General features: G+C 73.1%; 26 protein-coding genes and 1 pseudogene. 14 read left to right on the forward strand and 13 right to left on the reverse strand.

Annotated features, from left to right (window positions below):
* Positions 1-2,286 (reverse strand): hypothetical protein (locus ACWGH4_RS08455; RefSeq protein ID WP_453457375.1); only part of this gene is annotated, 2,286 nt, incomplete at its 3' end.
* 270 nt (positions 2,287-2,556) lie between these two features.
* On the opposite strand from ACWGH4_RS08455, the gene ACWGH4_RS08460 reads away from it, so the two are divergent.
* The 3 genes from ACWGH4_RS08460 (at position 2,557) to ACWGH4_RS08470 (ending at position 4,398) form a co-directional block, all read left to right on the forward strand.
* Positions 2,557-3,396, forward strand: coding sequence for a DeoR family transcriptional regulator (locus tag ACWGH4_RS08460; RefSeq protein ID WP_441265806.1), 840 nt, complete (start codon positions 2,557-2,559; stop codon positions 3,394-3,396).
* Positions 3,397-3,401: 5 nt separating this feature from the next.
* Positions 3,402-3,848, forward strand: coding sequence for an SRPBCC family protein (locus ACWGH4_RS08465; protein ID WP_453457378.1), 447 nt, complete (start codon positions 3,402-3,404; stop codon positions 3,846-3,848).
* Between the two features lie 70 nt (positions 3,849-3,918).
* Positions 3,919-4,398: an SRPBCC family protein gene (locus ACWGH4_RS08470; protein ID WP_453457381.1), complete on the forward strand. Its 480-nt coding sequence runs from the start codon at positions 3,919-3,921 to the stop codon at positions 4,396-4,398.
* A gap of 17 nt (positions 4,399-4,415) precedes the next feature.
* Here the strand turns inward: ACWGH4_RS08470 and ACWGH4_RS08475 are convergent, their stop codons facing one another.
* Positions 4,416-5,552, reverse strand: a complete 1,137-nt coding sequence (locus tag ACWGH4_RS08475) for a pyridoxal-phosphate dependent enzyme (RefSeq protein WP_441265809.1) — start codon at positions 5,550-5,552, stop codon at positions 4,416-4,418.
* A gap of 194 nt (positions 5,553-5,746) precedes the next feature.
* Between ACWGH4_RS08475 and ACWGH4_RS08480 the strand changes: the two genes are divergently transcribed.
* A complete protein-coding gene (locus ACWGH4_RS08480) occupies positions 5,747-6,070 on the forward strand; it encodes a hypothetical protein (protein ID WP_005320591.1) in 324 nt (107 codons plus the stop codon).
* 179 nt (positions 6,071-6,249) lie between these two features.
* On the forward strand, positions 6,250-6,786 hold the full coding sequence (locus ACWGH4_RS08485) for an ATP-binding protein (RefSeq protein ID WP_441265810.1): 537 nt from the start codon (positions 6,250-6,252) through the stop codon (positions 6,784-6,786).
* Between the two features lie 104 nt (positions 6,787-6,890).
* Here the strand turns inward: ACWGH4_RS08485 and ACWGH4_RS08490 are convergent, their stop codons facing one another.
* Positions 6,891-7,172 (reverse strand): SHOCT domain-containing protein, encoded by a 282-nt coding sequence (locus ACWGH4_RS08490; RefSeq protein ID WP_453457430.1) that lies wholly within the window; start codon positions 7,170-7,172, stop codon positions 6,891-6,893.
* A gap of 167 nt (positions 7,173-7,339) precedes the next feature.
* On the opposite strand from ACWGH4_RS08490, the gene ACWGH4_RS08495 reads away from it, so the two are divergent.
* Positions 7,340-7,927 carry a TetR/AcrR family transcriptional regulator gene (locus ACWGH4_RS08495; RefSeq protein WP_453457386.1) on the forward strand — a complete coding sequence of 196 codons (588 nt, stop codon included), beginning with the start codon at positions 7,340-7,342 and terminating at the stop codon, positions 7,925-7,927.
* Positions 7,928-7,934: 7 nt separating this feature from the next.
* Positions 7,935-8,516 (forward strand): DUF4865 family protein, encoded by a 582-nt coding sequence (locus ACWGH4_RS08500; RefSeq protein ID WP_453457389.1) that lies wholly within the window; start codon positions 7,935-7,937, stop codon positions 8,514-8,516.
* Here ACWGH4_RS08500 and ACWGH4_RS08505 read toward each other — a convergent pair whose 3' ends face one another.
* Complete coding sequence (locus ACWGH4_RS08505; protein ID WP_441265992.1) at positions 8,517-9,347, reverse strand: YhjD/YihY/BrkB family envelope integrity protein; 831 nt, start codon at positions 9,345-9,347, stop codon at positions 8,517-8,519. It abuts the gene before it with no gap.
* Between the two features lie 407 nt (positions 9,348-9,754).
* Positions 9,755-10,969 (reverse strand): ROK family protein, encoded by a 1,215-nt coding sequence (locus ACWGH4_RS08510; protein WP_453457393.1) that lies wholly within the window; start codon positions 10,967-10,969, stop codon positions 9,755-9,757.
* Between the two features lie 96 nt (positions 10,970-11,065).
* On the opposite strand from ACWGH4_RS08510, the gene ACWGH4_RS08515 reads away from it, so the two are divergent.
* Both ACWGH4_RS08515 and ACWGH4_RS08520 read left to right on the forward strand, forming a co-directional pair.
* Positions 11,066-12,301, forward strand: coding sequence for an MFS transporter (locus ACWGH4_RS08515; protein WP_453457396.1), 1,236 nt, complete (start codon positions 11,066-11,068; stop codon positions 12,299-12,301).
* Between the two features lie 46 nt (positions 12,302-12,347).
* Positions 12,348-13,091 carry a maleylpyruvate isomerase family mycothiol-dependent enzyme gene (locus ACWGH4_RS08520; protein ID WP_453457399.1) on the forward strand — a complete coding sequence of 248 codons (744 nt, stop codon included), beginning with the start codon at positions 12,348-12,350 and terminating at the stop codon, positions 13,089-13,091.
* A 252-nt stretch (positions 13,092-13,343) separates the two neighbouring features.
* Here the strand turns inward: ACWGH4_RS08520 and ACWGH4_RS08525 are convergent, their stop codons facing one another.
* The 4 genes from ACWGH4_RS08525 to ACWGH4_RS08540 form a co-directional block, all read right to left on the reverse strand.
* Positions 13,344-13,874 carry a hypothetical protein gene (locus ACWGH4_RS08525; RefSeq protein WP_453457402.1) on the reverse strand — a complete coding sequence of 177 codons (531 nt, stop codon included), beginning with the start codon at positions 13,872-13,874 and terminating at the stop codon, positions 13,344-13,346.
* Positions 13,875-13,986: 112 nt separating this feature from the next.
* The gene (locus ACWGH4_RS08530) at positions 13,987-14,652 is read right to left on the reverse strand and encodes a response regulator (RefSeq protein WP_453457405.1); all 666 of its coding nucleotides are present in this window, start codon (positions 14,650-14,652) and stop codon (positions 13,987-13,989) included.
* Positions 14,649-15,896, reverse strand: coding sequence for a sensor histidine kinase (locus ACWGH4_RS08535; protein ID WP_453457408.1), 1,248 nt, complete (start codon positions 15,894-15,896; stop codon positions 14,649-14,651). The genes ACWGH4_RS08530 and ACWGH4_RS08535 overlap by 4 nt, the downstream gene beginning before the upstream one ends.
* Before the next feature lie 347 nt (positions 15,897-16,243).
* Positions 16,244-16,975 carry a TetR/AcrR family transcriptional regulator gene (locus ACWGH4_RS08540; RefSeq protein ID WP_453457411.1) on the reverse strand — a complete coding sequence of 244 codons (732 nt, stop codon included), beginning with the start codon at positions 16,973-16,975 and terminating at the stop codon, positions 16,244-16,246.
* Positions 16,976-17,146: 171 nt separating this feature from the next.
* Here ACWGH4_RS08540 and ACWGH4_RS08545 point away from each other — a divergent pair, with 171 nt between their 5' ends.
* On the forward strand, positions 17,147-17,596 hold the full coding sequence (locus tag ACWGH4_RS08545; RefSeq protein ID WP_453457414.1) for a nitroreductase family deazaflavin-dependent oxidoreductase: 450 nt from the start codon (positions 17,147-17,149) through the stop codon (positions 17,594-17,596).
* 295 nt (positions 17,597-17,891) lie between these two features.
* On the opposite strand, the gene ACWGH4_RS08550 is transcribed toward ACWGH4_RS08545, so the two are convergent.
* The gene (locus tag ACWGH4_RS08550) at positions 17,892-19,139 is read right to left on the reverse strand and encodes a geranylgeranyl reductase family protein (RefSeq protein WP_441265823.1); all 1,248 of its coding nucleotides are present in this window, start codon (positions 19,137-19,139) and stop codon (positions 17,892-17,894) included.
* 146 nt (positions 19,140-19,285) lie between these two features.
* Here ACWGH4_RS08550 and ACWGH4_RS08555 point away from each other — a divergent pair, with 146 nt between their 5' ends.
* Complete coding sequence (locus ACWGH4_RS08555; RefSeq protein ID WP_453457418.1) at positions 19,286-20,650, forward strand: M20/M25/M40 family metallo-hydrolase; 1,365 nt, start codon at positions 19,286-19,288, stop codon at positions 20,648-20,650.
* A gap of 66 nt (positions 20,651-20,716) precedes the next feature.
* Positions 20,717-21,409 carry an MBL fold metallo-hydrolase gene (locus tag ACWGH4_RS08560; protein WP_453457421.1) on the forward strand — a complete coding sequence of 231 codons (693 nt, stop codon included), beginning with the start codon at positions 20,717-20,719 and terminating at the stop codon, positions 21,407-21,409.
* A gap of 142 nt (positions 21,410-21,551) precedes the next feature.
* Here the strand turns inward: ACWGH4_RS08560 and ACWGH4_RS08565 are convergent, their stop codons facing one another.
* A complete protein-coding gene (locus tag ACWGH4_RS08565) occupies positions 21,552-22,595 on the reverse strand; it encodes an NUDIX domain-containing protein (RefSeq protein ID WP_453457424.1) in 1,044 nt (347 codons plus the stop codon).
* A gap of 159 nt (positions 22,596-22,754) precedes the next feature.
* On the opposite strand from ACWGH4_RS08565, the gene ACWGH4_RS08570 reads away from it, so the two are divergent.
* Positions 22,755-22,934, forward strand: a complete 180-nt coding sequence (locus ACWGH4_RS08570; protein ID WP_159694298.1) for a hypothetical protein — start codon at positions 22,755-22,757, stop codon at positions 22,932-22,934.
* A gap of 458 nt (positions 22,935-23,392) precedes the next feature.
* Here ACWGH4_RS08570 and ACWGH4_RS08575 read toward each other — a convergent pair whose 3' ends face one another.
* Positions 23,393-24,355: an ROK family protein gene (locus ACWGH4_RS08575; protein WP_453457427.1), complete on the reverse strand. Its 963-nt coding sequence runs from the start codon at positions 24,353-24,355 to the stop codon at positions 23,393-23,395.
* Between the two features lie 225 nt (positions 24,356-24,580).
* Between ACWGH4_RS08575 and ACWGH4_RS08580 the strand changes: the two genes are divergently transcribed.
* Positions 24,581-25,561, forward strand: coding sequence for a substrate-binding domain-containing protein (locus ACWGH4_RS08580; protein ID WP_441265994.1), 981 nt, complete (start codon positions 24,581-24,583; stop codon positions 25,559-25,561).
* Between the two features lie 28 nt (positions 25,562-25,589).
* On the opposite strand, the pseudogene ACWGH4_RS08585 reads toward ACWGH4_RS08580, so the two are convergent.
* Positions 25,590-26,252 (reverse strand): annotated as a pseudogene (locus tag ACWGH4_RS08585) (serine/threonine protein kinase); the annotation flags it as partial.

Genomic DNA, 26,252 nt, shown 5'->3' on the forward strand with positions numbered 1-26,252 from the left:
GCGGTCGACGTCTGTCGGGTCGTCGCAGCCGTCACCGGGGGGATCCGTCTCCGCGGCGATCAGCATCGGCCCGCCGATGGGGTCGGTGCGCCGCCACAGGTTGCGCCAGCAGTCGACCTCGCTGCTGAGCTCCAGCAGCGCCTTGGGCCCGAAGTAGGCGGGGAACCAGCGCCCGTACAGGCGCTCCAGCGGCGATCCGTACGTCAGGAGCGCCACCCGTTTGCGGGTGGCGGCGGGCAGCTGCCACACGGCGGCCGCGGCGAGCACGCTGCCCTGGGAGTGCCCCGAGATCACCAGCCGGCCGCCGGTCCGCCCGGTCCAGGTGCACATGCGCCAGGTCAGGTCGGGGACGGCCCGCTCGGCGTAACACGGCGGCGCGAAGGGGTGCGCGGCGCGCGGCCAGAAGGTGCCCACGTCCCACAGGATGCCGATGGTGCGCCGGGCGGAGGCGTCGCGGTAGGCGCGGCGGCCCATGGTGACGAACAGTATGAAGCCGAAGCCGACGAGCCAGGAGCCGAGCGCCTGCGCGGTCTCGGCCGCCGACTCCGCGGGCCCGTCCCCGAAGGAGCGGCCGGGCACCTCGCCGCTGAGCCACGCGCCGCCGACAGCCGCGGCGCCGAGCAGCAGGGTCGCGCCGGAGACGACGCCGACGATCAGCGGGGCGACGTCGGTGAGTGCCGCCCGGGCGCGGGTGCCCGCTATCCGGCGGGTGCGGACACGGTCGCGGCGGCCTTCGCCGGGGTCGCCGTCGAAGTACTCGGCCTCGATCTGCGGCACGAGACGGCGTGCGGCGAGCCATGTCCGTACGGCGAGCAGCACGGCCGGTACGAGCAGCACCGCCAGGAGGACGGGGATGACGGACGCCTGCCAGCTCAGCAGCACCGGCGGGCCCGGGATGGTGCCCTCCCCGTCCATGCCGGGCGTGCCGGGTCCGTCGAGCCAGTCGGCGACGCGCTGGGCGACGCCGCCGGTCATCACGCCGCCGAGCGCGCAGGCCAGCATGGCGACGGCGGGCCCGCCGAGCCCGTGCAGCACGGTGCGGGGGTGCCGGGCGCGGCGGTGCAGCCGCCGGGCGGCGACGGCCAGGGCGACGACGAGGGCGCCCTGGGCGAGGACGATCACCCGGAAGGTGACGTCACCGGGCAGGGTGCCGGCGGAGGTCCATCCGGGGCGTGACCAGGAGGCGTAGAGCAGCGACAGGGCGAGCAGTGCCAGGGCGGCGCCCGGCAGGCAGCGCACGGCGGCCCGGTCGATGCCGGCGTCGACGCGCCGCTCGCTGCGTCCCCGGCGGGCCACCACCCAGAGCACGGCGGCCGCGCCGGCGACGAGCGCGCCTTCCAGGAGGATGCCGCAGATCTTCAACAGGGTGTCCTCGCCGCCCCGGTCGTGCCGGGCGGCGGCTCCGGCGACCGCGGCGGCGACGGTGAGTAATCCGGCGGCGGTGTGGGCGGCACGCAGCCGGGCGACGAGCCGCCGGCCGTACCAGAAGCCGGGCCTTCCCAGCGCGGGCCGGACGAACGGCTTCCGCTGTTCCGCGGCCTCACCGGCGCCGCGGCCGTCGTGGTCTTCGTCCGCCCCGCGGCCGTTGTGATCGCCGTCGGCCTCCGGAGCGTCTTCGTCGTCCTCGTCGTCCCCGGCGGCCGCGTCACCGACGCCGGTCGGCGGGCGCTGCGACTCGTAGGCGCTCCAGGTCCGGTTGGACAGGTACCAGAGCAGCGCGACCAGCGCGGTCGGCACCACCGCGGCAAGCGCCAGGCGCCGCCCCGGCTGGGACCACCAGCCTTCCCTGGCGGCGGACATGAAGCCGAGCCATGACCTCTCGTCGCTGCACTTGTCCGACCCGGCGCACTGCCAGGCCAGCAGGTCGAGCGCGACCTCACAGGCCGCCGCGGTCAGCAGCACGGTGAGGCTGAGGGCGACCAGGCGCACCAGCGCGCCGTAGAGACGGGTGGTCCTGCGTCTTCCCTTGGCTCTGGGCCGCATCCAATGTGCGAGGTTGACGACCATGAACGGGAGCAACAGCAGCCACAGGGCGCGAGCGCCGTTGCCGGACGTGAGGTTGGACCAGCAGTACGCCTCGGGGATGGGCCGGTCCTGGTACTCGCCGGGGCGGTTCTCCGCCTCCGCGTCGTCGGTGCGGCGGTACACGGCGGCCTTTTCGTCGCCGGTTATCCGTACGGTACGGGGGTCGCCGAGCATGTCCTGCGGGGTCGCTCCGCCGACACCGTGGACGAGAAGCTCGAGTGCGGGACCGCCGCTTCGCGGTGCCTGGGTGGCAGGGGACACTGCGGTGACTCCCTCATCTCGGGACGAGCCGGAACACAACAGGACGGACGGGGCGGAACCCGATGGCCCGGTACGGTGCGGCCCGGCCCGGTGTGCCCCCCGCGGCAACGATGGCGACAGAATCGCGGATCACGACAGCCCGCCGCACCGCTCTCACGGAATCTCCCCGAGCCCGACGGGCAATACGCGTGCGAGGATGAGAAGCCTTGGCCACGGCCTCGTGGGAGGACGTGGACGGCGTACGGCGACCAGGAAGGACCGGCCCCGGCGGTGAGCGACAACCAGAACCTCCTCGCGGAGCAGCGGCGTGCTCTGATCCTCGACGAGGTGCGCAGGCGCGGCGGGGTCCGGGTCAACGAACTGACCCGCAGGCTCAATGTGTCCGACATGACCGTGCGGCGCGATCTGGACGCCCTGGCTCGGCAGGGCGTCGTGGAGAAGGTGCACGGCGGCGCCGTCCCGGTGGTCGAGGCGAGCACGCACGAGCCCGGGTTCGAGGCGAAGTCGGCGCTTGAGCTGAGGGCGAAGGAGGACATCGCGCGGGCCGCGGCGGGCCTGGTGGCGGCCGGCAGCGCGATCGCCCTGTCCGGCGGAACGACGACGTACGCGCTGGCGCACCATCTGCTGGACGTGCCGGACCTGACGGTCGTCACCAACTCGGTGCGGGTGGCCGACGTCTTCCATACGGCACAGCGGTCGGGCGGCGCGGGCGGCCAGCGGCCGGGCGCCGCGACGGTGGTGCTCACCGGAGGAGTGCGCACGCCGTCGGACTCGCTGGTCGGGCCGGTGGCCGACCAGGCGATCCGCTCGCTGCACTTCGATGTGCTGTTCCTCGGCGTGCACGGCATCTCGGCGGAGGCCGGTCTGTCGACGCCGAATCTGGCGGAGGCGGAGACCAACCGCCACCTCGTGCAGGCGGCGCGCCGCGTGGTGGTGGTCGCGGACCACACCAAGTGGGGGACGGTGGGCCTCAGTTCGTTCGCCGGGCTCGACGACGTGGACACCCTGGTCACCGACGCGGGGCTGTCGGCGGCGGTCCGCGAGGAGATCGCCGAGCATCTGCCGTCGCTCGTCGTCGCGGGCGAACAGGCCGACGCGCAGGACGGCTGAGCGGTGTGAGCACCTTCCGTATCGGACGGGTCACCGGTCTGCCGGCCGCCGAGTGCTGGCTGAAGGTCACGGACTGGCCGGCGCACGGGGCGGCGGTGCCGCTGACCGCCGTCACGGTGTCGGGCCCCGGGCCCGCAGGCGTGGGCACCACGGTCGTCGCGCGCAGTGGTACGGGCCGGTTCCGCTTCGACGATCCGATGGAGATCGTCGAGTGGGAGCCGCCGTCGGCGGGCCGGCGGGGCCGCTGCCGTCTGGAGAAGCGCGGCCGGGTCGTGACCGGCTGGGCCGAGATCGAGGTCCATGGCACGGACTCCGGTTCGGTGGTCCTTTGGGTGGAGGAGTTGCGCCTCGCCCGGCTGCCGCGGCTGCTGGACCGGCTCGTGACCCGGGTAGGAAGACTGGTGTTCGCTCGCGCGCTCGACGAAATCCTGAGCGGCCGGGCGGGGCACTGAGGGCGGACATCGGACCGGGCTGCGGCTATGGTGTGCGGTCCCGTCGTCCGCCGCTGGAGATAGGACTCCCATGGCACGTCAACTCCGCCCCATAGACCTGGAGTTCGTAGAGAGCGCACCGCTGCGTCTGGTCTTCACCGCGCATCTCACGGCGTCGCCGCAGGCGTTGTACGCGGCACTCGCCGACGATGTCGCCGGCTGGCCCGAATGGTTCACCGCGGTGACCGCGGCCCGGCCCGTGGACGACGGCGCGGGCCGCGAGATCAGGCTCAAGGGCGGCACGGTGTTCACGGAGACGGTCCTCGCGCGGGAGCCCGACACCCGCTACGCCTATCGCGTCGACCAGACCAACGCCCCTGGGCTGCGGGCCCTGTTGGAGGAGTGGCGGATCACCCCGATGCCGACCGGATCCCGGGTGCAGTGGACGTTCGCGGCCGACGGCCCCGCGCCGCTCCGGATCGTGCTGCGCCTGGGCCGTCCCGGGCTGGGGCGCGCTTTCAAGGACGCGATGCGCAATCTGGACCGCCGGCTGGGCCGCTCCACCGGCTGACCCTCGATTCCGGCCGGTCAGCAGGGCCAGACGCCGCCGGCGAGGAACTCCTCGATGGCGACCGTGTACGGGTGGATGTCCAGCCCCTGTTCGGCGAGCCAGCCGTCCGAGTAGTACTTGTCGAGATAGCGGTCGCCCGGATCGCAGATGAGGGTGACGACGCTGCCCTTCTCTCCCGCGGCCACCATCTCCGAAACGATCTTGAACGCGCTCCACAGCCCGGTACCGGTCGAGCCGCCCGCCTTGCGCCCGATGGCCTGTTCCAGGGCCCGTACGGCGGCGACGCTGGCCGCGTCCGGCACCTTCATCATCCGGTCGATGGCTCCCGGCACGAAACTGGGCTCCATGCGGGGCCGGCCGATGCCTTCGATCCGCGAGCCGCAGTCGCTGCTGGCCCGGGGGTCGCCGTGGGTCCAGCCGTCGAAGAAGCAGGAGTTCTCCGGGTCGGGGACGCAGATGCGGGTGTCGTGCTGCATGTAGTGCACGTAGCGGGCGATGGTCGCCGAGGTGCCTCCGGTCCCGGCGGTCGCGACGATCCAGGCCGGTTCCGGATAGCGCTCGAGGCGCAGCTGCTGGTAGATCGACTCGGCGATGTTGTTGTTGCCGCGCCAGTCCGTGGCCCGTTCGGCATAGGTGAACTGGTCCATGTAGTGGCCGCCGGTGCGCTCGGCGAGCGCGGCGGACTCCTCGTACATCCGGCGCGGATCGTCGACGAAGTGGCACTGCCCGCCGTGGAACTGGATGAGGCGGATCTTCTCGGCACTCGTGGTGCGCGGCATGACGGCGACGAAGGGCACACCGATCAGCTTGGCGAAGTACGCCTCGGAGACGGCGGTCGAGCCGCTGGACGCCTCGATGACGGGCTTGCCGGGTCTGATCCAGCCGTTGCAGAGCCCGTACAGGAACAGCGAGCGGGCCAGCCGGTGCTTGAGGCTGCCGGTGGGGTGGGTGGACTCGTCCTTGAGGTACAGGTCGATCCCCCACTGTTCGGGCAGCGGGAAGCGCAGCAGGTGCGTGTCGGCGGACCGGTTGGCGTCGGCCTGGACCTTGCGTACGGCCTCTTTGAGCCATGCCCGGTAGTGGGGATCGCTGCGGTCGACGTCGACGGTCACGGCCGGCGCGCCCGGTGCCTGCTGCTGCCCGGTGCTGTTCATAACGTCGCCCTCCGTCTGCGGTCCTCGGTGCCGTCATCCGGCCACACCGGCAACAGTAAGCCCGCCACCTGCGTAAACGTTCGCTTTGGGTATCCATAGGCGCTGCTTGTGGCGTGACTGCGCCGGGCGTACTGGTGTGCACGGCGCGAGTTGTGCACACTTCCAGGAGAGTCGCTGCAAAGGGGGCGGACGCAATGGCCATGGCAGAGCCGGAATTCAGCGCCACGGGGGTGCGTATCGAGCGCTGGCCACGCTCGCTCACCCGGGCCGGACAGGTGCTGATCAAGGACGGCAGGCTGGCGCTGATGACCAGTTACGGCCGGGTGATCGAGAGCGCACCCGTGCGTGCGGTCACCGCGGGACGGCCGTGGTTCGCGGGGGACGACAGCACGGTGGCGACGCTCAACGGCAAGCGGTACCGGCTGACCATGGGTCAGCGCAGCCGACGGCCCGATGCCCGCGCCCTGGCCGGGCGTTTCCTCGAAGCGGTGCGCGGAGCAGGCGGTTCCGAGCGCTGAGACGCGCGGAAGTCCCGTGAGTTGCGGGCCCCTCAGCGATGGTCCACGCTGGTTCCACATCACTCAGGGTGCACCGGCGGTTACGCTGCGATCCAGCCCCGCCGGTCTGATCAGCAGGTCGGCCGACTGCTGGATCGCTTTTCTCGTCTTCTTCCGGACTATTTCGGGGAGTCGCAGCCGTGATCAGCCAGCCAAGCAGGCACTGCACGGTGGAGCTCCAGGCCCTGCCGTCGCGGATCGGTCAGGTCCGCAGAATCATCTCGGCGCAACTGCGCTACTGGCATCTCGATCCTTTGATCGACCAGGCGGCGCTGGGCGTCACCGAGCTGCTGACCAATGTCCACCGGCATGCTCAGCCGGACAAGATGTGCACCGTGGACGTCGAGCTGCTGCTCGACCGGCTCACAGTGTCCGTCCACGACCACGATCCGCGGATGCCGACTGTCCGCAGGCCAGGGGCGTCCGCCACATCGGGACGGGGCCTCGCGCTGGTGGCCGCCATGAGCGAGAGCTGGGGCGTGCGACCACAGGGCGACAGCGGCAAGGTCGTCTGGTTCACGCTTCCGGCCTCCTGCCCCGCCGTCGCCATGCCGCCCCGTGCGGCGGTCTACGGGGCGACGACCATCGGCCCGTTCACCGGTGCACCAGAGGCCGAGATCCTGCCGGTCGTACCGGAGACGGAGACGGCTGCCGCCCGGTCGGCCGTAGCCGGCTGACCGGACGGACAGGGGTCGCGCGCACCTCGGCTGCGCCTTCTTGAGTGCGGCGGCGATCGGCCGCGGGTCGGGGGCTGTGTCCGGCCCGGTGGTGACGGTGCCGGTCATGCACCGCCCTTGGACACGCGGCCGAACTGCTCCTCCAGGACCGACAGGCGCCGCCAGTACTCCTCCTCGTCGATCTCGCCCGCCGCGAAACGGCGGCCCAGGGCGGCGATGGGCGAACTCTCGGCGATCGGCGGGCGGGTGCCCTGCCACCGCGCGGGACGGCCGCGCCAGACGCCCGTGCGGCGCAGGACCGTGACGGCTCCGACGACGACGGCCGCCCAGATCAGCGGGAAGAACAGGATCCACGGGCCGGGCCCGTCGTAGGCGAGCGCGTTCATCTCGATCACTCCTCGGGGGCGATGGGGCGTTTCCTTGTTCGCTTCGAGGCTCACGCCGACAGGGGGTACGAGTCGTCGTACGGCCGGCGGCAGTGTGCGTACCACCCGCGGAGTACGCGGCGTCCGCGCGGCTTCTTCCATCGACGTTCCCTTCTGTACCTACTGGTATGTACAGTGGCCTCATGAGTACTTCCGAGCGACTGATCGAGGCCACTCGCGAGTTGCTGTGGGAACGCGGTTACGTGGGCACCAGTCCCAAGGCGATCCAGCAGCTCGCGGGTGCCGGCCAGGGCAGCATGTACCACCACTTCGCGGGCAAGCCGGACCTCGCGCTTGCCGCCGTCCGGCGCACCGCCGACGAGATGAGGGCGGCCGCGGCGGCCTCACTCGACGGACCGGGCACCGCGTACGAGCGCATCGCCGGCTACCTGCTGCGCGAGCGGGACGTGCTGCGCGGGTGTCCCATCGGCCGGCTGACCATGGACCCGGACGTCATCGCGGACGACCGGCTGCGGGCACCGGTCGACGAGACGCTCGACTGGCTGCGCGGGCGGCTGGCGTCGATCGTCGAGGAGGGCGGGGAACGTGGCGAGCTGAACCCGGCCCTCGTTTCGGCCGACATCGCCGCGACGATCGTCGCCACCGTCCAGGGCGGCTACGTACTGGCCCGCGCTTCCGGCTCTGCTGCCGCCTTCGACGCCGGCGTGAGGGGACTGCTCAGCCTGCTGAAGCCCTCCGCCGCGGACAGGAGGTGAGTGCGGCGTGCACATGATGCAGTACGAGATCACGCTTCCCGCCGACTACGACATGGGCGTCATCCGCGAACGGGTCGCGACACGAGGACATCTGCTCGACGACTTCCCCGGCCTGGGGCTCAAGGCCTACCTGGTGCGGGAACGCGGCGCGGACTCGCCGGTGAACCAGTACGCGCCGCTGTACCTCTGGGCGGCGCCGGAGGGGATGAACCGATTCCTGTGGGGCCCCGGGTTCCAGGGCATCGTCGACGACTTCGGACGGCCCGAGGTGCGGCACTTCACCGGACTCGCCTACTACGACGGCCCCGCCGCGGGGCGCCGACCGCGCACCGCCGTCCGGCGGCGCCTCGCACTCGCCCCGGGCGCCGCACCCGCCCCGCTGGTGGACGAGGCCGTGCGGGAGACGGAGCGGCTCGCCGCGCTGGACGGCGTCGTCTGCGCCGCGCTCGCCGTCGACCCGCACCACTGGGAGCTCCTCCACGTCACGCTTTGGGCCGACGACCGGCCGGGAGCCGACGGCGACCGCTACGAGGTGCTGCACCTCTCGCAGCCGCAGCGCGCGGCGCTGCGGCGCGGCAGACACTGGTGATCACCGATGCGGCGGGCCCTGCCGCCCGTGCGGCCCCCCGCGCCTGCGCGCCAGATGCCGCCTCGTCCACATCTCGTGGCCGATGCGCCCCGCGATCGCGCCACCGTAGACGACCACCCCGACTCCTACGAGCCAGGACTGGACCACGAGAACCGTGCCGAACGGGCCGTAGGTCACCGCGTTCGACGCGATCAGCGGGGAGAAGACGAGCTGGGAGAAGACCCGCAGCCCGAGCAGGGCGATGGCTGTCGCGACGGCCCCCGGCAGGAGGGCCCGCCAGCGCACCCGTCCGCAGAGCAGGACCCGCTGGGACGCCCAGAAGAACAGCACCGTGCCCGCGAGGTCACCGATGGCCCCGATCGCCGCCGAGAGCAGCGACTCGCCCGGCAGCGGGGTGCTCACGAAGATCATCAGGTAGATGATCAGCATCCCCAGCCACACGACATGCCGCCACATCGTGTGCCAGCGGGCGGCGGGCAGGTCCCAGACCTTCTCGTACGTGGTCTGCACGGCGGAGCCGAACGTGAGCCCGAAGACGGCGAGCGCGGCGAGACCGAAGGCCGTGGTCCGCTGCAGCGCCTGGCGTGGCAGGCCGAACAGCCGCTCCACCTCGTCCTGCGAGGACTCCGCGAGCCCCAGCGCCTGGCTCATCCACCGGGCGAAGCCCTGGCCGCTCGCCGGGTCGGTGGCCGCGACGACGATCAGCAGCGGCACGAGCGTCAGGAAGCCGAGTGCGGCGAAGCCCATGGCGCGGTGCATCAGTTCGAGCCCGCGGCCACGGCTCCAGCCGACCCCGAGCGGCGACTCGGCCAGCTTGCGCCACAGGCGCATCAGACGGTGCGGGTGGGCGGGGTCGTAGCTCACATGTCGTGGCCTACCCGAAACCGCCGCCGAACCGGCCGGTGTGCCTCCGGACGGGTGGCCCGGCCCGCGGCCGCCTGGTGCCCCCGGCGTACCGGACCCGCGGACCGGCTTCCGCCGGCCGGAGGACGCAGCCGGACCGGAACGGCGGACGTGCGTGCCGCACGGACCGGCGGACGCACGCGTGCGTGGCGGAAGCGACGGACGCCTTCGGACCGCGCCGTCGGGCGATCGCGCCAGGAGGTGGTCGAGGACAGGCGGACGGGCGCGTGCCGCAGGACCGGCGACGGCCTTCGGACCGTGCCGTCGGGCAGGCGCGCCCGACAGACTTCCGCCCGCCTGCCCGGCGGAAGCGGCGGACGCCTTTGGGCCGTGCGTCAGGCGAGCGCGCCCAAGGGGTCGTCGAGGACCGGCTGCCAGGCCAGTTCCGCCGCGCCGACGAGGCTGTTGTGGTCGAGGGTGCAGGCCAGGATGGGGACGCCGCCGCTCCTCCCCCACAGGCTGCGGTCGGCGACCACGGCCCGCAGCCGGTCGGGGTCGGCGTCGAGCAGTTCCCGGTGCAGGCCGCCCAGGATGATGCGGTCCGGGTTGAGGATGTTGACGAGGCCCGCCAGCCCCAGCCCCAGACGGTCGATGAGCTCCTCCGCCGCGGCGCGCACGGAGGGGTCGTCGTACTCCTCGCGGAGCACGTCCCTGGCCCGTTGCAGCAGGGAGACCTCCGGGCCGGGGTTGCGGCCCGCCGCGGTCAGGAAGGCGAGCGGGTCCGTCTCGACGTCGAGGCAGCCGCGGCTGCCGCAGTGGCAGGGGCGGCCCTCCGGGTTCACCGTGAGGTGCCCGACCTCGAGCGCCAGCCCGGAACTGCCGCTGTGCAGGCGCCCGTCGAGTACGAGCGCGCCGCCGACGCCGCGGTGGCCGGTGGCGACGCACAGCAGGTGCTGTGCGCCCCGGCCGGCGCCGTGCCGGTGCTCGGCGAGGGCCGCGAGGTTGACGTCGTTGCCGGTGAAGGCAGGTCCCGTGATGCCCGCCGTACTCACCCGCTCGGCGAAGATCTCCCGTACCGGAGCACCGGCCGGCCAGGCCAGGTGAAGCGGGTTCAGCGCGGTGCCCTCGGGTTCCGCGACGGCGGACGGCACGGCGAGTCCGGCGCCGACGCAGCGTCGGCCGCTGCGGCGCAGCAGTTCGGCGCCGGCGTCGACGACCTCGCCGAGTACCTGGGCGGGGTCGGCCTGGACGGTGACGCAGCCGGGTGCAGTGGCGACGATCCGGCCGCCGAGTCCGACGAGCGCGGCGCGGAATCCGTCGGCGTGCACCTGTGCGGCGAGGACGACCGGGCCGGTGTCGTCGACGGACAGCCGGTGGGAGGGGCGGCCCTGCGAGCCGGCGGCCGCGCCGGGCCGGGAGTCGACGCGGATCAGGCCGAGCGCTTCCAGTTCCGCCGCGACGGCCCCGGCGGTGGCGCGGGTGACGCCGAGTTCGGCCGTGAGCACGGCACGCGTCGGCGCACGTCCGGTGTGAACCAGCTCCAGGGCAGGGCCGAGTGCGCTGCGGCCCCTCTCGAGTCTCGTCCGGGTGGTCGTCGCCTTGCCGTTCATGGAGGCGAGTCTCCCATGATCCCGGAGGTGCGAGCGCTGCCGTGCGGGGAATCCGGCCGCCTTGAAAGGACCGGCCGCACCCCCTATCCTCACTTTGTGCCGCTACTAAACAAACTCCGGACAGTCGTACCGGGCGGACCCGGCGGAGACCCCGCCCCCGTCTCCCTGTCCCGCCTCCGCGTCGCCCTCACCGTCTTCTTCGCCCTCGACGGCTTCCTCTTCGCCGGCTGGGTCGTCCGCATCCCGGCGATCAAGCAGCAGACCGGCTCGTCCGCGAGCGACCTCGGCCTCGCCCTGCTCGGGGTCTCGGCCGGCGCCGTCGTCACGATGACCCTCACCGGACGGCTCTGCCGCCGCTTCGGCAGCCACTCCGTCACCGTCGCCGCCGCCGTACTGCTGTCCCTGAGCATGGCCCTGCCGCCGCTCACGCACTCCGCGCTCGCGCTCGGCCTGGTGCTGCTGGTCTTCGGTGCCGCCTACGGCGGGATCAACGTCGCCATGAACAGCGCCGCGGTCGACCTCGTCAGGACGATGCGACGACCCGTCATGCCCGGCTTCCACGCGGCGTTCAGCCTCGGCGGCATGCTCGGCGCAGGCCTCGGCGGCCTCGTCGCGGGTGGGCTGTCCCCCACCGTCCACCTGCTCGCCCTCACCGGCATCGGGCTCCTGGTCACCGCCGTCGCCGGGCCCGTACTGCTCCGCCACCCCGCGCCCACGGCCGGGACACCGACGGCGTCCCCCGCGCCGCGCCGCCTCGAGGGCCGCACCCGCCGGCTCGTGGTGCTCTTCGGCGTCATCGCGCTGTGCACCGCGTACGGAGAGGGTGCGATGGCCGACTGGAGCGCGCTGCACCTCGAGCAGGACCTGAACGCCCATCCGGGTCTCGCCGCCGCGGGCTACTCCCTGTTCGCGCTGACCATGACCGTCGGGCGGCTCAGCGGCACGGCGATGCTCGAACGGTTCGGCCAGACCCGCACGCTCGTCCTCGGCGGGGCGACCGCCGCCGCCGGCATGCTGATCGGCGCCCTCGGGAGCTCGGTGTGGGTGGCACTGGCCGGTTTCGCCGTCGCGGGGCTGGGCCTGGCGAACATCTTCCCCGTGGCCGTCGGACGGGCCGGTGAGCTCGCCGGTCCCGGCGGTGTCGCCGCCGCGTCGACCCTCGGATACGGCGGCATGCTGCTCGGCCCGCCCGCGATCGGTTTCCTCGCCGACTGGTTCTCGCTGCCCGTGGCGCTGACGACGGTGGCAGTACTGGCCGCCTGCGCGGCGGCGATCGCGTACAGCGCTCGCGGCGCCGCCGCAACGGGCACCACCCGGCCGCACGATGTCTGACGGCGCCCTCTCGAGAGCCGGGCGGTCCGCTGGCACAATCGGCGCCATGGAGACCTCTGCCCTGATCAAGTCGCTCGTCCAGGAGGGCCAGTTGCTGGCCCTCGCCGCCGAGGAGGCGGGGCCGGACGCCGCTGTGCCCACCTGCCCGGCGTGGCAGGTGCGCCACCTGCTGCGGCACACGGGAATGGTGCACCGCTGGGCGACGGTGTTCGTGGCGGAGGGCTGCACCGAGTACCGCCCGGACGGCGGTGAACCGGATCTCGACGGCGACGAGCTGCTCGAATGGTTCCGCGAGGGCCACGGGCTGCTGGTGGGCGCGCTCAGCGAGGCGCCGCCGGACGTGAGCTGCTGGTCGTTCCTGCCCGCGCCGTCGCCGCTCCACTTCTGGGCACGTCGGCAGGCCCATGAGACGGCCGTCCATCGCGCGGACGCCCAGTCCGCGGCCGGCGGCGACCCGGGGGATGTCGCGCCGGAGTTCGCCGTGGACGGCGTCGACGAACTGCTGTCGGCGTTCCACGCCCGCGGCAAGAGCCGGGTGCGTACCGAGACGCCCATGGTGCTGCGGGTCAGGGCCACGGACACGGGCGACGTGTGGACCGTACGGCTCTCCCCGGAGCCGCCGCGTACCGGACGCACGGAGGAAGGACCCGCCGACTGCGAGGTCAGCGGCACCGCGGAGCGCCTGTATCTGACGCTCTGGAACCGGCTTCCCCTCGACGCCGTGTCCGTCACCGGTGACGCCGGGCTGGCTCGGCTGTGGCGGGAGCAGTCGGGCATCACCTGGTCGTAGTCCCGGCGCTCCCTCCGGGCGGTCGCGGTCAGCGATGGCGGCCGCCCCGGCGGCCCTTGTCAGGGACGAGGGCCGGGACGAGGGGTGCGGGCGGCCGGGATGCCGCGGCGGCGCATTGCATGGCGGTGAGCCTGTGGACGAACCGGATCGCGAGCGCGGCGGCGATCATGTCGAGACCTCGGCGGCGACGAGCAGCTCGGTGGCGGACACGATTGCGTGCGGCGCCTCGGCAGCCCGTTCCGACGAACGCCACTACGGCGTGGCCGGGGCCGCCCCTTCCTCGGGCGCGGCCGTGTCCAGTCCCGAGCTCACGGCGTCCCGGTCGTTGACACCGAGGTGCCGGAGGTACGCCCAGCGGTCGAGGTGCTTGCACGCCCATACGGGGTCGTACGCCGCCGTGGGCAGTTGAGGGATACGTTTGCGGCCCGTCTCGTCGAGTCGGTACGGCGCCTCGAAGGCCGTGTTCCAACGGTCGACGTCCGTGGCGAAGCGCTCTTCCGCTTCCTCGGCCCCGATGCCCAGGTACGACGCGATCTCGCCCCACGAACTGCCGCGCTCGCGCTCGTAGATCACGGCCGAGGCGAGCGCGCGTTCCGCGAGCTCGACGAGCTGGGCCGCCTGGCTCACCCGGCCGCCCGGGCCGGTGTCCGGGTCATGGCCAGTGGGAACCAGGCCCTCGGCGCTCTTGGAAACATCCACGGCGTGGTCGCAGAGGACCAGGCGGGCCAGGGCGGAGCGGGAGAACCTGGCGCGGTCGGCGTCGTAGGGAGTCGTCTCGGTCACGGGCTCAGCGTCGCAGGTCACTGCCGCTCCAGGTACCGGATTTCGGCGCGGAGGGGTCCTCTCCGGGCGCGCGGGAGGTGGGCCGCGTCCCTGCCGCGCGGCGCGCGGTTCGTCAGCCGAGCCAGCCGGGGCGTACCAGGCCCGACTCGTAGGCGAGGACGACCAGTTGGGCCCGGTCGCGGGCGCCGAGCTTCACCATGGTGCGGCTGACGTGCGTCTTGGCGGTGAGTGGACTGACGACCAGGCGGCGGGCGATCTCCTCGTTGGACAGGCCTATGCCGACCAAGGCCATGACCTCCCGTTCCCGTTCAGTGAGTTCGCCGAGTCCCTGGGCCTCTGCGGGGCCTTTGGAGCGGGCGGCGAACTCGGCGATCAGACGGCGCGTCACACCGGGCGACAGCAGCGCGTCTCCCTCCACCACCGCCCTTACCGCGCGCAGCAGTTCCTCCGGTTCGGTGTCCTTCACCAGGAAGCCGGAGGCACCCGAGCGGATGGCCTCGAAGACGTACTCGTCGAGTTCGAAGGTGGTGAGCATGACCACCTTCACGTCCGCCAGGCGCTCGTCTCCGGTGATCCGGCGGGTGGCGGCCAGGCCGTCCATGAGCGGCATCCGGATGTCCATCAGCACCACGTCCGGGCGCAGTTCGCCCACCAGGCGCACCGCTTGCTCACCGTCGGACGCCTCGCCCGCGACCTCGATGTCGGGCTGGGCGTCCAGCAACGCCCGGAAACCGGCCCTGACCAGCAGCTGATCGTCGGCGAGCACTACACGGATCACGGCGTCTCCTTGGCCTGCACGGGAAGGTCGGCGACGACCCGGAAACCGCCGTCCGGCCGCGGACCCGCCTCGATGGTGCCACCGAGCGCGCCGGCCCGCTCCCGCATACCGATCAGGCCGTTGCCGCTGCCGCCGGCGTCGGAGCCGGTCGCGGGCCCCTCGTCGTCGACCTGGAGGGTGAGTCTGCCGGGCGAGTACGCGAGCCGTACGCGGGCGGTGCGTGAACCGGAGTGCCGCACGACGTTGGTCAGTGCCTCCTGGACGATGCGGAAGGCCGCCAGGTCGGTGCCGGGCGCGAGTGCGGCCGGTTCCCCGACCCGCTCGACGTCGACTGTGAGGCCGGCGCCGGCGGCCTGCTCGACCAGTTCCGGCAGACGGTCGAGGCCGGGCGCGGGGGCGCGGGGAGCGTCGCCGGGGGTGCGAAGCGTGTCGAGCACCTGGCGTACCTCTCCCAGGGCTTCCTTGCTCGCCGCCTTGATGGTGGTCAGGGCGCTGCGGGCCTGCTCCGGGTCGGAGTCGAGCAGCGCGAGGCCGACCCCCGCCTGCACGTTGATGACGGAGATCGAGTGCGCGAGCACGTCGTGGAGTTCGCGGGCGATGCGCAGCCGTTCCTCGTCGGCCCGGCGTCGTTCCGCGGCGGCGCGCTCGGCCCGCTCCCGGGCCCATACCTCGCGCCGTACCCGCACCAGCTCGGACGCGGCGACGATCGCGGCCACCCAGGCGGTGATGAACACCTCCTGGCCCCAGGGCGCGGCGTCGTCACCCGCCGGGGGCAGGTACCGGTACAGCCAGTGCGCGATCAGCAGGTGCCCGGCCCAGAGCAGGCCGATGGCCCACCAGGCGGCGCGCCGGTGCCCCGCGACGATGGCGGCGAAGCACGCGACGACGATGGTGAGGAAGACCGGCCCGTACGGATAGCCGGCGGCGAAGTAGGCGAGCCCGACGGCGCAGACGCCGAAAACGGTGGCGACGGGGTACCGCTTGCGCAGCAGAAGCAGCGCCGGGCCGGCGAGGAGGAGGACCCGCGCGAACACGTCGAGCGGCTCGCGGGTGTCCTGCTGCCCCTCGGCGGCGAAGCCCGTGCCGACCATGACGAAGACGGCGAGGGCGAGGGTCGACAGCCATGGGATGCGTGCGCTGTCGTGCCGGTCCTGGAAGGCCCGCGTCCACGGCGGGCCGCCCCGGGACCACGGCGGGCCGCCGCGTGACCAGGGCGGACCTCCGTGGTTGCGCTGCTGTTCCATACGGCCACGCTAGACCGGCGCGGGCCACACGGGCGTCAGCCGGGCGTGGCGGTCACGCGTACTCCCTGGGGAGTACGTACCGGTGGGGCGGCGGCCTCCGGGAGCCCGGCCTCGGCGTGCGGGCGGCACACGGGGGCGCGACGTGCGGTCGGCGCACGCGGGTGCGTGCGGGGAGGCGCGACGTGCGCTCGGCGCCTGCGGGCGTTGCCGCCGCCCGGTCGCGCGGCCGGCGCCGGCTCCCGCCGGTTCGCGCGGTCGGCGGGATGCGGCGCCGGTCCTGGAGCCGGCCGGATCCGTGGGCGCGGGTCGCGCTCCGGCGCCGCGTGCCCGCGCGGGCGGGTACCGCGTCAGGCCCCGGCGCTGCCGACCGACGACGGGCCGCCGGCCTCGGCGCGCAGTCCCACCTCGTGGGCGATCCGCGTGACGGTGTGCTCGAAGAAGGCCTCCCGGTCCGCGACCACGTTGTTGAAGTGGCCGAAGAGCTCGAAGGAGATCGTCCCGAAGACGTGCGACCAGGCGGCGACCATCGCGGCGACGACGGGCGGCGGCAGGTCGGGGGCGATGTCCTCGGCCATGCGCTCCGCTTCCGCGCGCAGCCCGGCCGGCAGCGGCGGCAGCGCGAGACCATGCGTGCGGTGTGCGTCGCGGACCACGGAGACGAGCGCGAGCGGGACGCGGGAGGCCGCTGCGATGGTGTCCTCAGGTGCGCTGTAGCCGGGGACGGGAGAGCCGTAGACAAGGGCGTACTCGTGCGGGTGCTCGAGGGCCCAGGCACGTACGGCGGCACAGGCCGCGGTCCAGCGGGCGAAGTGGCCGGCCGAGGGCGGGGCAGCGGCGAGGGCGGACTCCGCGGCGGCGCCGGCGGAGTCGTAGGCGTCGACGATCAGGGCGGTGAGCAGGTCGTCGCGGCTCGGGAAGTAGCGGTAGAGGGCGGAGGAGGCCATGCCGAGTTCGCGGGCGACGGCGCGGAGGGAGAGCTTGGCAGCGCCTTCTGCGGCGAGTTGCGCGCGGGCCTCGTCCTTGATGGCGGCAGTGATCTCGGTGCGGGCCCGTTCCCTGGCCCCTCGGATGGTGCTCATGGCGGACACTCTGTCACGTTCCAGAGCAGCGGCCAACAACGAGAGCACTGCTCTTGCTTTGTTGGAACCAGGCGTGCACACTGATCTCAAGCGAGAGCACTGCTCTCGAAGGGAAGCGTCGGTCACGACTCGGGACACCGGACGAACCGGTCCAGCACAGGGGAGAACGCCATGCCGCAGGCGCACTACATCAAGCCCAACCGGTTCGACACGATCGTTAACAACGCCGTCGGCTGGCTCGCCCGCCGGGGGATCAGCCTCATGGGCACTGCGGAGCTCTCCGTACGCGGCCGGACCAGCGGGGAGTGGCGCGCGATCCCCGTCAACCCGCTGCCCTACGACGGCGGCCCGTACCTGATCTCCGCCCGTGGCCACTCGCAGTGGGTCCGCAACCTCCGCGCCGCGGGCGGCGGGCAGCTCAAGGTCGGCCGGAAGACGCAGCAGTTCACGGCGGTGGAACTGCCCGACGAGCAGAAGCCGGAGCTGCTGCGTACCTACCTCGAGCGCTGGGGCTGGGAGGTCGGCCGCTTCTTCGACGGTGTCGACGCCCGGTCCACGGACGAGGAGCTCCTCGCGGCGGCCCACCGGCACCCCGTCTTCCGGATCACCGTCACCGGCTGACCGCGCGAACGCGTGCTGCCGCACCCGGCGCCGGAGGCACGCCCGGACGGATCGGGCGACCCACCGGACCGGCGACGCACCGGACCGGCGACGCACCGAGCCTCACAGTGGGCCGGGGCAACTCACAGGGCCTGGCCGGGGCCGCGTGCCGCGGCCGGAGCGTACGCAGACCGGGCCACTTGGCGCACCCGGACCGCCCTCCGGGGCGAACGCCCACCGGGGCCGGACCGCCCGCGGGGACTGAACCCCTCCGGTGCCGGACCGCCCGCGGGCCACAGGGCCCGGCCGGGAGTGTTCACGGTGTGAGTTGCGACGCCGCCCGCTTGTCCAGGACGTCCAGCGCACGCCGTGCCAGCGGGTGCGTGCGCACCAGGCCGGCCAGCGTCGTGGACCCTCGGGTGATGTCCGCGAAAGCCTTCCATGCGGGCCGGAACCCGGTCAGGACCGCGTGCAGCAGTCCCGGCCGCCGTTCGAAGACGGACAGCATCCGCCGCCCGACCGCCATCTCGACGCCGAGCCCGGACTTGACGGCGAACGCGTAGTTCAGCGCCTGCCTGCGCGCGTCGACGGCGTCGTGGGCCTCCGCGATCCGCACGGCCCACTCCCCCGCGAGCCGTCCCGAGCGCAGCGCGAACGAGATGCCTTCCCTCGTCCACGGCTCGAGGAGCCCGGCCGCGTCGCCGCAGACCAGGACCCGGCCGCGGGAGAGCGGCGAGTCGTCGCTGCGGCAGCGCGTCAGGTGGCCGGAGGAGATCGCGGGCTCGAAGCCGGCGAGCCCGAGGCGGGCGATGAAGTCCTCCAGATACCGCTTGGTGGCGGCCCCTTCGCCGCGGGCCGAGATCACACCGACCGTCAGCGTCTGCCCCTTGGGGAACACCCAGCCGTAACTGCCGGGCATCGGGCCCCAGTCGATGAGGACCCGGCCCTCCCAGTCCTCCGCGACCGTCGCCGGGACGGGGATCTCCGCCTCGAGCCCGAGATCGACCTGGTCGAGCTTCACACCGACATGTGCGCCTATCCGGCCGGCACTGCCGTCGGCGCCGACGACCGCGCGCGTCAGGACGGTCTCCCCGTCGGACAGCACCACGGCGACCGTGCGCCGGTCCGGCACGGCGGGTCCGTGCTGTTCGACGCGGGACACCGTCGCGCCGGTGCGCAGCACCGCTCCGGCCTTCTGTGCCTGTTCGACGAGACCGGCGTCGAACTCCGGGCGGTTGATGAGCCCGAAGAGCATCCGCTTGGAGCGGCGGGTGCGGGCCAGCCTGCCGTTGAGCGAGAAGGTCACCGCGTGCACCCGGTCACGCAGTGGCAGTTCGAAGCCGGGCGGCAGGCTGTCGCGGGACGGTCCGATGATCCCCCCGCCGCACGTCTTGTAGCGGGGCAGTTCGGCCTTCTCCAGCAGAAGCACCCTGCGGCCGGTCACCGCCGCCGCGTAGGCCGCCGACGCCCCCGCGGGCCCTCCGCCGACCACGACGACGTCCCACACGGGGTCGCCAAGCTCATTTGCCGCCTCTGCTCCGGTGGCATCGTTCTCGCTGCTCACGATGTACTTCTGCTCCCGATCCGACCTGTGGCTAGGGCTCTCGACGGCATCCTACGGCGCGGTCGCCTCCCATCCCTTGTGGGAGGATCGACCACACATTCGCCGTACACACATCGCACAACGTCGTGCCCTCGAGGAGCGTGCCCATGACCGCCGTACCGATCGCAGAGACCGTCGCGTCGCTGCTTCCCCGCGCCAAGGCGGAGCTCGCGGAGCTGGTGGCGTTCCAGTCGGTCGCGGACCCGGCGCAGTTCCCGAAGAGCGAGTGCGAGGCAGCGGCCGCATGGGTGGCGGGCGCCCTGACCGCGGAGGGCTTCACGGACGTGGCTCTCCTGGACACTCCGGACGGCACGCAGTCCGTCTACGGCTTCCTGCGCGGCCCGGCCGACGCGCCGACCGTGCTGCTGTACGCGCACTACGACGTGCAGCCGCCGCTGGACGAGGCGGCGTGGATCTCGCCCCCGTTCGAGCTGACCGAGCGGGACGGCCGCTGGTACGGACGGGGTGCCGCGGACTGCAAGGGCGGCTTCATCATGCACCTGCTCGCGCTGCGCGCCCTCAAGGCGAACGGCGGCGTGCCGGTGAACGTCAAGGTGATCGTGGAAGGCTCGGAGGAGCAGGGCACGGGCGGTCTGGAGCAGTACGCCGAGGCCCACCCCGAGTTGCTGGCCGCGGACGCCGTCGTCATCGGCGACACGGGCAACTTCCGTGTCGGCCTGCCCACGGTCACGGCGAGTCTGCGAGGCATGACGCTGCTGCGGGTGCGGATCGACACCCTCGGAGGCAATCTGCACTCCGGACAGTTCGGCGGCGCCGCCCCGGACGCGCTGGCCGCACTCATCCGGGTGCTGGACTCGCTGCGGGACGAGGACGGCTCGACGACCGTGGACGGGCTCGCGGCGGACGCGACGTGGGACGGGCTCGCCTACCCGGAGGAGGACTTCCGCAAGGACGCCAAGGTGCTCGACGGGGTGGGTCTGATCGGCGAGGGCACGATCGCCGACCGGATCTGGGCCCGGCCCGCGGTGACCGTGCTGGGCATCGACTGCCCGCCCGTGGTCGGCGCGACGCCGTCGGTCCAGGCTTCCGCGCGGGCGCTGATCAGCCTGCGGGTTCCGCCGGGCCAGGACGCGGCCGAGGCGAACAAGCTGCTGACCGCGCACCTGGAGGCGCACACGCCGTGGGGCGCGCGGGTGGCGGTCGAGCAGATCGGCCAGGGGCAGGCGTTCCGTGCGGATGTGACGAGCCCCGCGTACGCGTCGATGGCCGAGGCGATGAAGGTGGCGTACCCGGGTGAGGAGATGCAGGCCTCGGGCATGGGCGGCTCGATCCCGCTGTGCAACACGCTGGCCGCTCTGTACCCGGAGGCGGAGATCCTGCTGATCGGTCTGAGCGAGCCGGAGGCGCAGATCCACGCCGTCAACGAGAGCGTGTCGCCCTCGGAGCTCGAGCGGATGTCGGTCACGGAGGCGCTGTTCCTCGGCAACTACGCCCGGTCGAAGCGGAGCTGACCTCCACAGATCTGCCGAGAGCAGAGATGCGTGCGGCGGGCCGGTGCGCCTGCGTAGGTTCGCCGCATGGACTTCATCCAGGTGTCGCCCCGGCTGCACATGTTCCGCTTCCCGATCGGCCAGGCGTACGTGTGGCGCGACGGCGACGATCTCACGCTGATCGACGCGGGGCAGGCGGGCTGCGCACCCCTGATCGAGGAGGCGCTGCGCGGCGCCGGGCTGGACCCGGCGCGTGTCCGGCGGATCGTCCTGACGCACTGCCACCGCGACCATGTGGGCGCGGCCGGGGAGTTGGCGGAGCGGTACGGCGCCGAGGTGCTCGCGCACCGGCTGGACGCCCCGGTGGTGCGGGGCGAGCGGCCGGTGCCGGAACCGGTCCTGCTGGACTGGGAGCTTCCGTTGTACGAGCACGGGCTGACCGTGCCGCCGGCGCCGCCCACCCGGGTGGACCGCGAACTGGAGGACGGCGAAGTGCTGGACTTCGGTGACGGTGCCCGGGTGGTGCACTCCCCCGGGCACACCGACGGCTCGATCGGCCTCCATCTACCGGCCCACGGGGTGCTGTTCACAGGTGACTGCGTCGCCGGTGTCGGCGAGGTGATGCTGGGGGTGTTCAACGTGGACCGGGCGGCGGCGGTGGCGTCGATGCGCCGCCTCGCGTCGCTCGCGCCCTCCACGGTCTGCTTCGGGCACGGGGAGCCGCTCACCGAGGACTCGGCGGCGGTGCTGCTGGCCGCGGCGGAGGCGGCCACCGTCTGAGGGCCGGCGGCACGATGGTCGTGCGACGCGCCGGCCGAGGTCGCCTCACGCCGGTCCTCCCGGCCGTGGGGCCCCGGCGGGCCACACCGGCACCATCACGGGCGGTGAACCACGGGCGTCCACCGTCAGGGGACGTGGATCGTCAGGAGCCGCCGACCGGGACGCCCGCCTCCAGGTTGAGGACCGTTCTCCGCTCGCGGGCCCGCAGGGCCCAGCGCAGCCGCTCGTAACGGTTGGGCGGGAGCATGGCGGCCGCTTCCTGTTCTGTGGCGAACTTCCAGCCGCGCAGTTCGGAACCGGGGAGCAGTACGCGTCCGGCGTCGCCCTCGGGGAGCCGGCCGCCGTCGAACAGCAGCCGCAGTCCGCCGTAGCCGGGCGGCTTGGGCGGCTCCCAGTCGACGACGAGCAGCCTGGGCACGTCGGCCAGTTCGATGCCGAGTTCCTCCGCGACCTCCCGCATGCCCGCGCGGGCGGGTGCCTCGCCGCTCTCCACCACGCCGCCGGGGAACTCCCAGCCTGGCTTGTAGGTCGGGTCGACGAGGAGCACGCGGTCGTGTGCGTCGAAGAGCAGCACACCGGCGGCGAGGGTCTCGGCCGCAGGCTCGGGCGTCTGGACGATGTCGCTGACCGCTGCCGCGCCCGTGCGTACGGCTTCGGCGACGGCTGCGGCGACCGCCCGGGCGCCGATACGGCTGTTGTCTATCACGTGCGCGTCGCCCACGAGCCAGCCGAGCGCGGCCTGATAGCGCTCGATGTTCCCGGCGGCCCACCGGCGGACGCGTTCGCTCTCCTCCGCGTCGCCCGGGAACGCTTCACGGGCGGCTATCCGCTCGCGCAAAATCGTTTCAGCAGGTGCCAGCAGCACATGCCGCACCGCTATCCGGCGAGCGGCGAGGCCACCGAAGATCTCGTCACGGTAGTCCTGGCGCAGCAGGGTCATGGGCGCCACCAGCACACCGCCCAGCTCGGCCAGCAGGGCGGCCGCCGTGTCCACCACGAGCCGCCGCCAGATGGGCAGGTCCTGGTAGTCGCCCACCTCGGCCAGCCGCTTGGCCGGCAGCAGATGGCGCATGCCCGCGCCGATCAGTTCGGGGTCGAACAGTGTGCTGTTCGGGATCAGGTCGATCAGTTCGCGTGCGGTACTGCTCTTGCCCGCTCCGAACGCACCGTTGATCCAGACGATCACGGGTCCCCCTCTTCCGTAGCCCACAGTGGATTGCCCGCAACACCCTGCCACGCAAACCCGGTACCGGAACCGGTTGGCCGGTCAGGCACTCCAACTGTGGCCGGGCCGTGACACCTGCCGGGGACCGTCGTTGGAGCGGGAGAGACGAGGGAGTGCGTCATGCGCCGCACAGTGTTGGAGAAGTTCCCGGCGGGTGATCCGCGGGGCAGTCGGCAGGCGGAGGAGTACGCCCGCCACCGCAGGGACGAGGGTCTGGCCGCGGAGGTCGTGATGGACCTGGACTCGGACGCGTTCCTGGTCGTGGTGCCGCAGCAGCAGAGCTCGGAGCGGGACTGGTGACGGCCGTCGGGGCTCAGCCCTTGGTGGAGCCCAGCGTGAGCCCGCGATGAAGTGGCGCTGGAGCAGCAGGACCTACAAGTGCCCACCACCAACGGACGGTACGACCCGAAAGAGCCGTCCGGCGGGAGGGGGGCAGGGTCGTAGGAGGGGGTGTCCGGAAGTAAAGCGTCGCAACTCGCGCGAAGCGCGGTGAGGACAGCCATTCCGGGCACCCCGTCCGGAGGCCCCGCCCCCCGGCACCCCCCACCGGCGCAGCCCCGCCCCGCAGGGGCGCAACGTCGCAACCGGACCGGGCCGGGCGCGCCCCAGGACCGCCACGCTCACGAGAAGCCCCGGCCGGTACCCGCCCCGCAGGGGCGCAACGCACCCGTATCCTGGGCCACGCCCGCACGGACGACACGCCACCGGACCCGGCCCACGCCCCGCAGGGGCGTCACCCCCTACCGGGCCACGCCCATTCAGCCACGCCCCGCCGGCACCGCCGTCTCCCCCCGCCCCAGCATCGCCGCGGCCGCCGCGCCCACCAGCCCGGCGTCCGTGCCGGTCACCGCGGGCGCGACGGTCAGCCGCTGGACGAAGGAGAGCGCGGCGTAGTCGCGCAGCGCACGCCGCAGCGGGCCGAAGAGTACGTCGCCCGCCCCGGCCACTCCCCCTCCGACCACGGCGATCTCGATCTCGACGAGCGTGGCGGTGGCGGCGATCCCCGCGGCGAGCGCCTGGGCGGCGCGTTCGTACGAGGCGGTGGCGACGGGGTCGCCGGCGCGCGCCGCCTCCGCGACGGCCGCGGCGGACGTGTCTCCGCCGGGCCCGGGCCGCCAGCCGTTCTCGAGCGCCCGGCGGGCGATGTTGGGTCCGCTGGCGATGCGTTCGACGCAGCCGCGCCCGCCGCAGGGGCACAGGTCGCCGTCGAGGTCGACGCTGATGTGGCCGATGTGCCCGGCGTTGCCCGTCGGTCCGGCGTGCGGTTTGCCGCCGAGCACCAGGCCGCCGCCGACGCCGGTGGAGACGACCAGGCACAGCGCGTTGTCGTAGCCGCGTGCGGCGCCCTGCCAGTGTTCGGCGGCGGTCATGGCGACGCCGTCGCCGACGAGGGTGATGGGCAGGTGGCGGCCGACGGCGTGCGACACCCGCTCGACGAGGGGGAATTCGCGCCATCCAGGCACGTTGACGGGGCTGACCGTACCGGCGGAGGCGTCGACCGGGCCGGCGCTGCCGATGCCGAGCGCCGTGGCCCGGGCCCACAGCGGTGAGCCCGTCAGCTCGGCCAGGACGCTCTCGACCGCGTGCATCACCGTCTCGCCGTCGTCGTGGGCGGGGGTGGGGCGCTGGGCGCGGTGGAGAATCGCGCCGTTGCCGTCCACCAGCGCGCCGGCGATCTTGGTGCCGCCGATGTCGAGAGCGGCGACGAGGCTGTTATGCATCGGTACGGGATCCCCCGGGAGCTGTCGGACCTGCGGTTTCCATAACAGTCTCCATTCCCCTGACAACGTTGTCCAGGGCCTATGCTCGACGCCACACGCTACAAATACGAAGAACACGACCGCCCAGACCCAGAAGGACAGCGCACTGTGGCCGATTCGACCCGTCCCCCGACGCCTCCGGGCAGCCCTCGCGGCCCCGAGCCCCGCTACGGGAACCGGCCCACGATGAAGGACGTGGCGGCACGGGCCGGTGTCGGGCTGAAGACGGTGTCGCGGGTGGTCAACGGCGAGCCGGGTGTCACGCCGGACACGGAGCGCCGGGTGCAGGAGGCGATCGAGTCCCTCGGGTTCCGCCGCAACGACAGCGCGCGTGTGCTGCGCAAGGGCCGCACCGCCTCCATCGGCCTCGTGCTCGAGGATCTCGCCGACCCGTTCTACGGTCCGCTGAGCCGCGCGGTCGAGGAGGTCGCGCGGGCCCACGGCGCGCTGCTCATCAACGGCTCCAGCGCCGAGGACCCGGAGCGGGAGCAGGAGCTGGCGCTGGCGCTGTGCGCCCGCCGGGTGGACGGCCTGATCGTGATTCCGGCCGGCGACGACCACCGCTATCTGGAGCCGGAGATGAAGGCGGGCGTCGCCACCGTGTTCGTCGACCGCCCGCCGGGCCGGATCGACGCGGACGTGGTGCTCTCCGACAGTTTCGGCGGCGCGCGGGCCGGCGTGGCGCATCTGATCGCGCACGGCCACCGCCGTATCGCCTTCATCGGCGACCAGCCGCGTATCCACACCGCCGTGGAGCGGCTGCGCGGCTACCGGTCCGCCATGGAGGACGCCGGCCTGGTGATCGACGATTCGTGGGTCGCTCTCGGCTCGACGGCCCCCGAGCGGGTTCAGGACGCCGTGAAGTCGGTGCTGGCGGGCCCCGAGCCGGTCACCGCGATCTTCGCGGGCAACAACCGGGTGACGGTGACCGCGGTACGGGTTCTCGCGGGCCACGACCGGCGCGTCGCTCTCGTCGGGTTCGACGACATCGAGCTCGCGGATCTGCTCGGCATCACGGTCATAGCCCAGGACGCCGCGGCGCTGGGGCGCACCGCGGCGGAACGGCTGTTCCGCAGGCTCGACGGCGTGAACGACGAGCCGACCCAGGTGGCGCTGGAGACGGTGCTCGTGCCGCGCGGCTCCGGCGAGATCCCGCCGCCGTCCTGACCGGGCGCGCCCGGCGGACGGCAGGGGGTCAGCAGACGGGGAGGCCCGGTACCGGCTCGTCGTTGGCACCGCCCTGGACGTAGACGTCGCTGACCCAGACGTTGCGGTTGCCGCTGTCGTCGTCCGTCTTCGCCCACCAGACGTTGGTCCACTCGCCGGAGGTCTCGCGGCGGCCGAGGTTCGCCTGGCAGTAGAAGTAGTTGGTGCCCGCGTTGAGGACACCGACCTGGGCGCCGCCGTCGTTGTAGGAGTGCGCGGTCTTCCACACCTGGCAGTTGTACTTGCCGGCTCCGATCGCTTGGCATGCCGGCGCGGGCTCCACGTCGCCGCCGCCCGTCGTACCGGCCCCACCGGTCGAACCCCCGCCGGTCGAACTCCCGCCGGTGGAACCGCCCGTGGAACCCCCGGAGGCGCCGCCCTCGGAGCCGCCGCCCGCGTCGCTCCCGCTTCCGCCGGTCGATCCTCCGGAGTCCGATCCGGCCGCCGAGTCGCCCGGCGCGGGCGCTTTCGAGGACGGCGACGGTGACTTCTTCCCGTCCGTGCCCTTGTCGTCGGGCCCGGTGCCGGTGGTCGGGGACTGCTCCCCCGCCGGGCTGGTGTCCGGCGTGTCACCGGATGGGCCCGCTGCGGCGGAGGGGCCGGCGGCCTCGCCGCCCGCGAGTCCGCCGCCGGTGCTGTTGCCGTCGTTGCC

This window comes from Streptomyces sp. NPDC054847 (assembly GCF_053610925.1).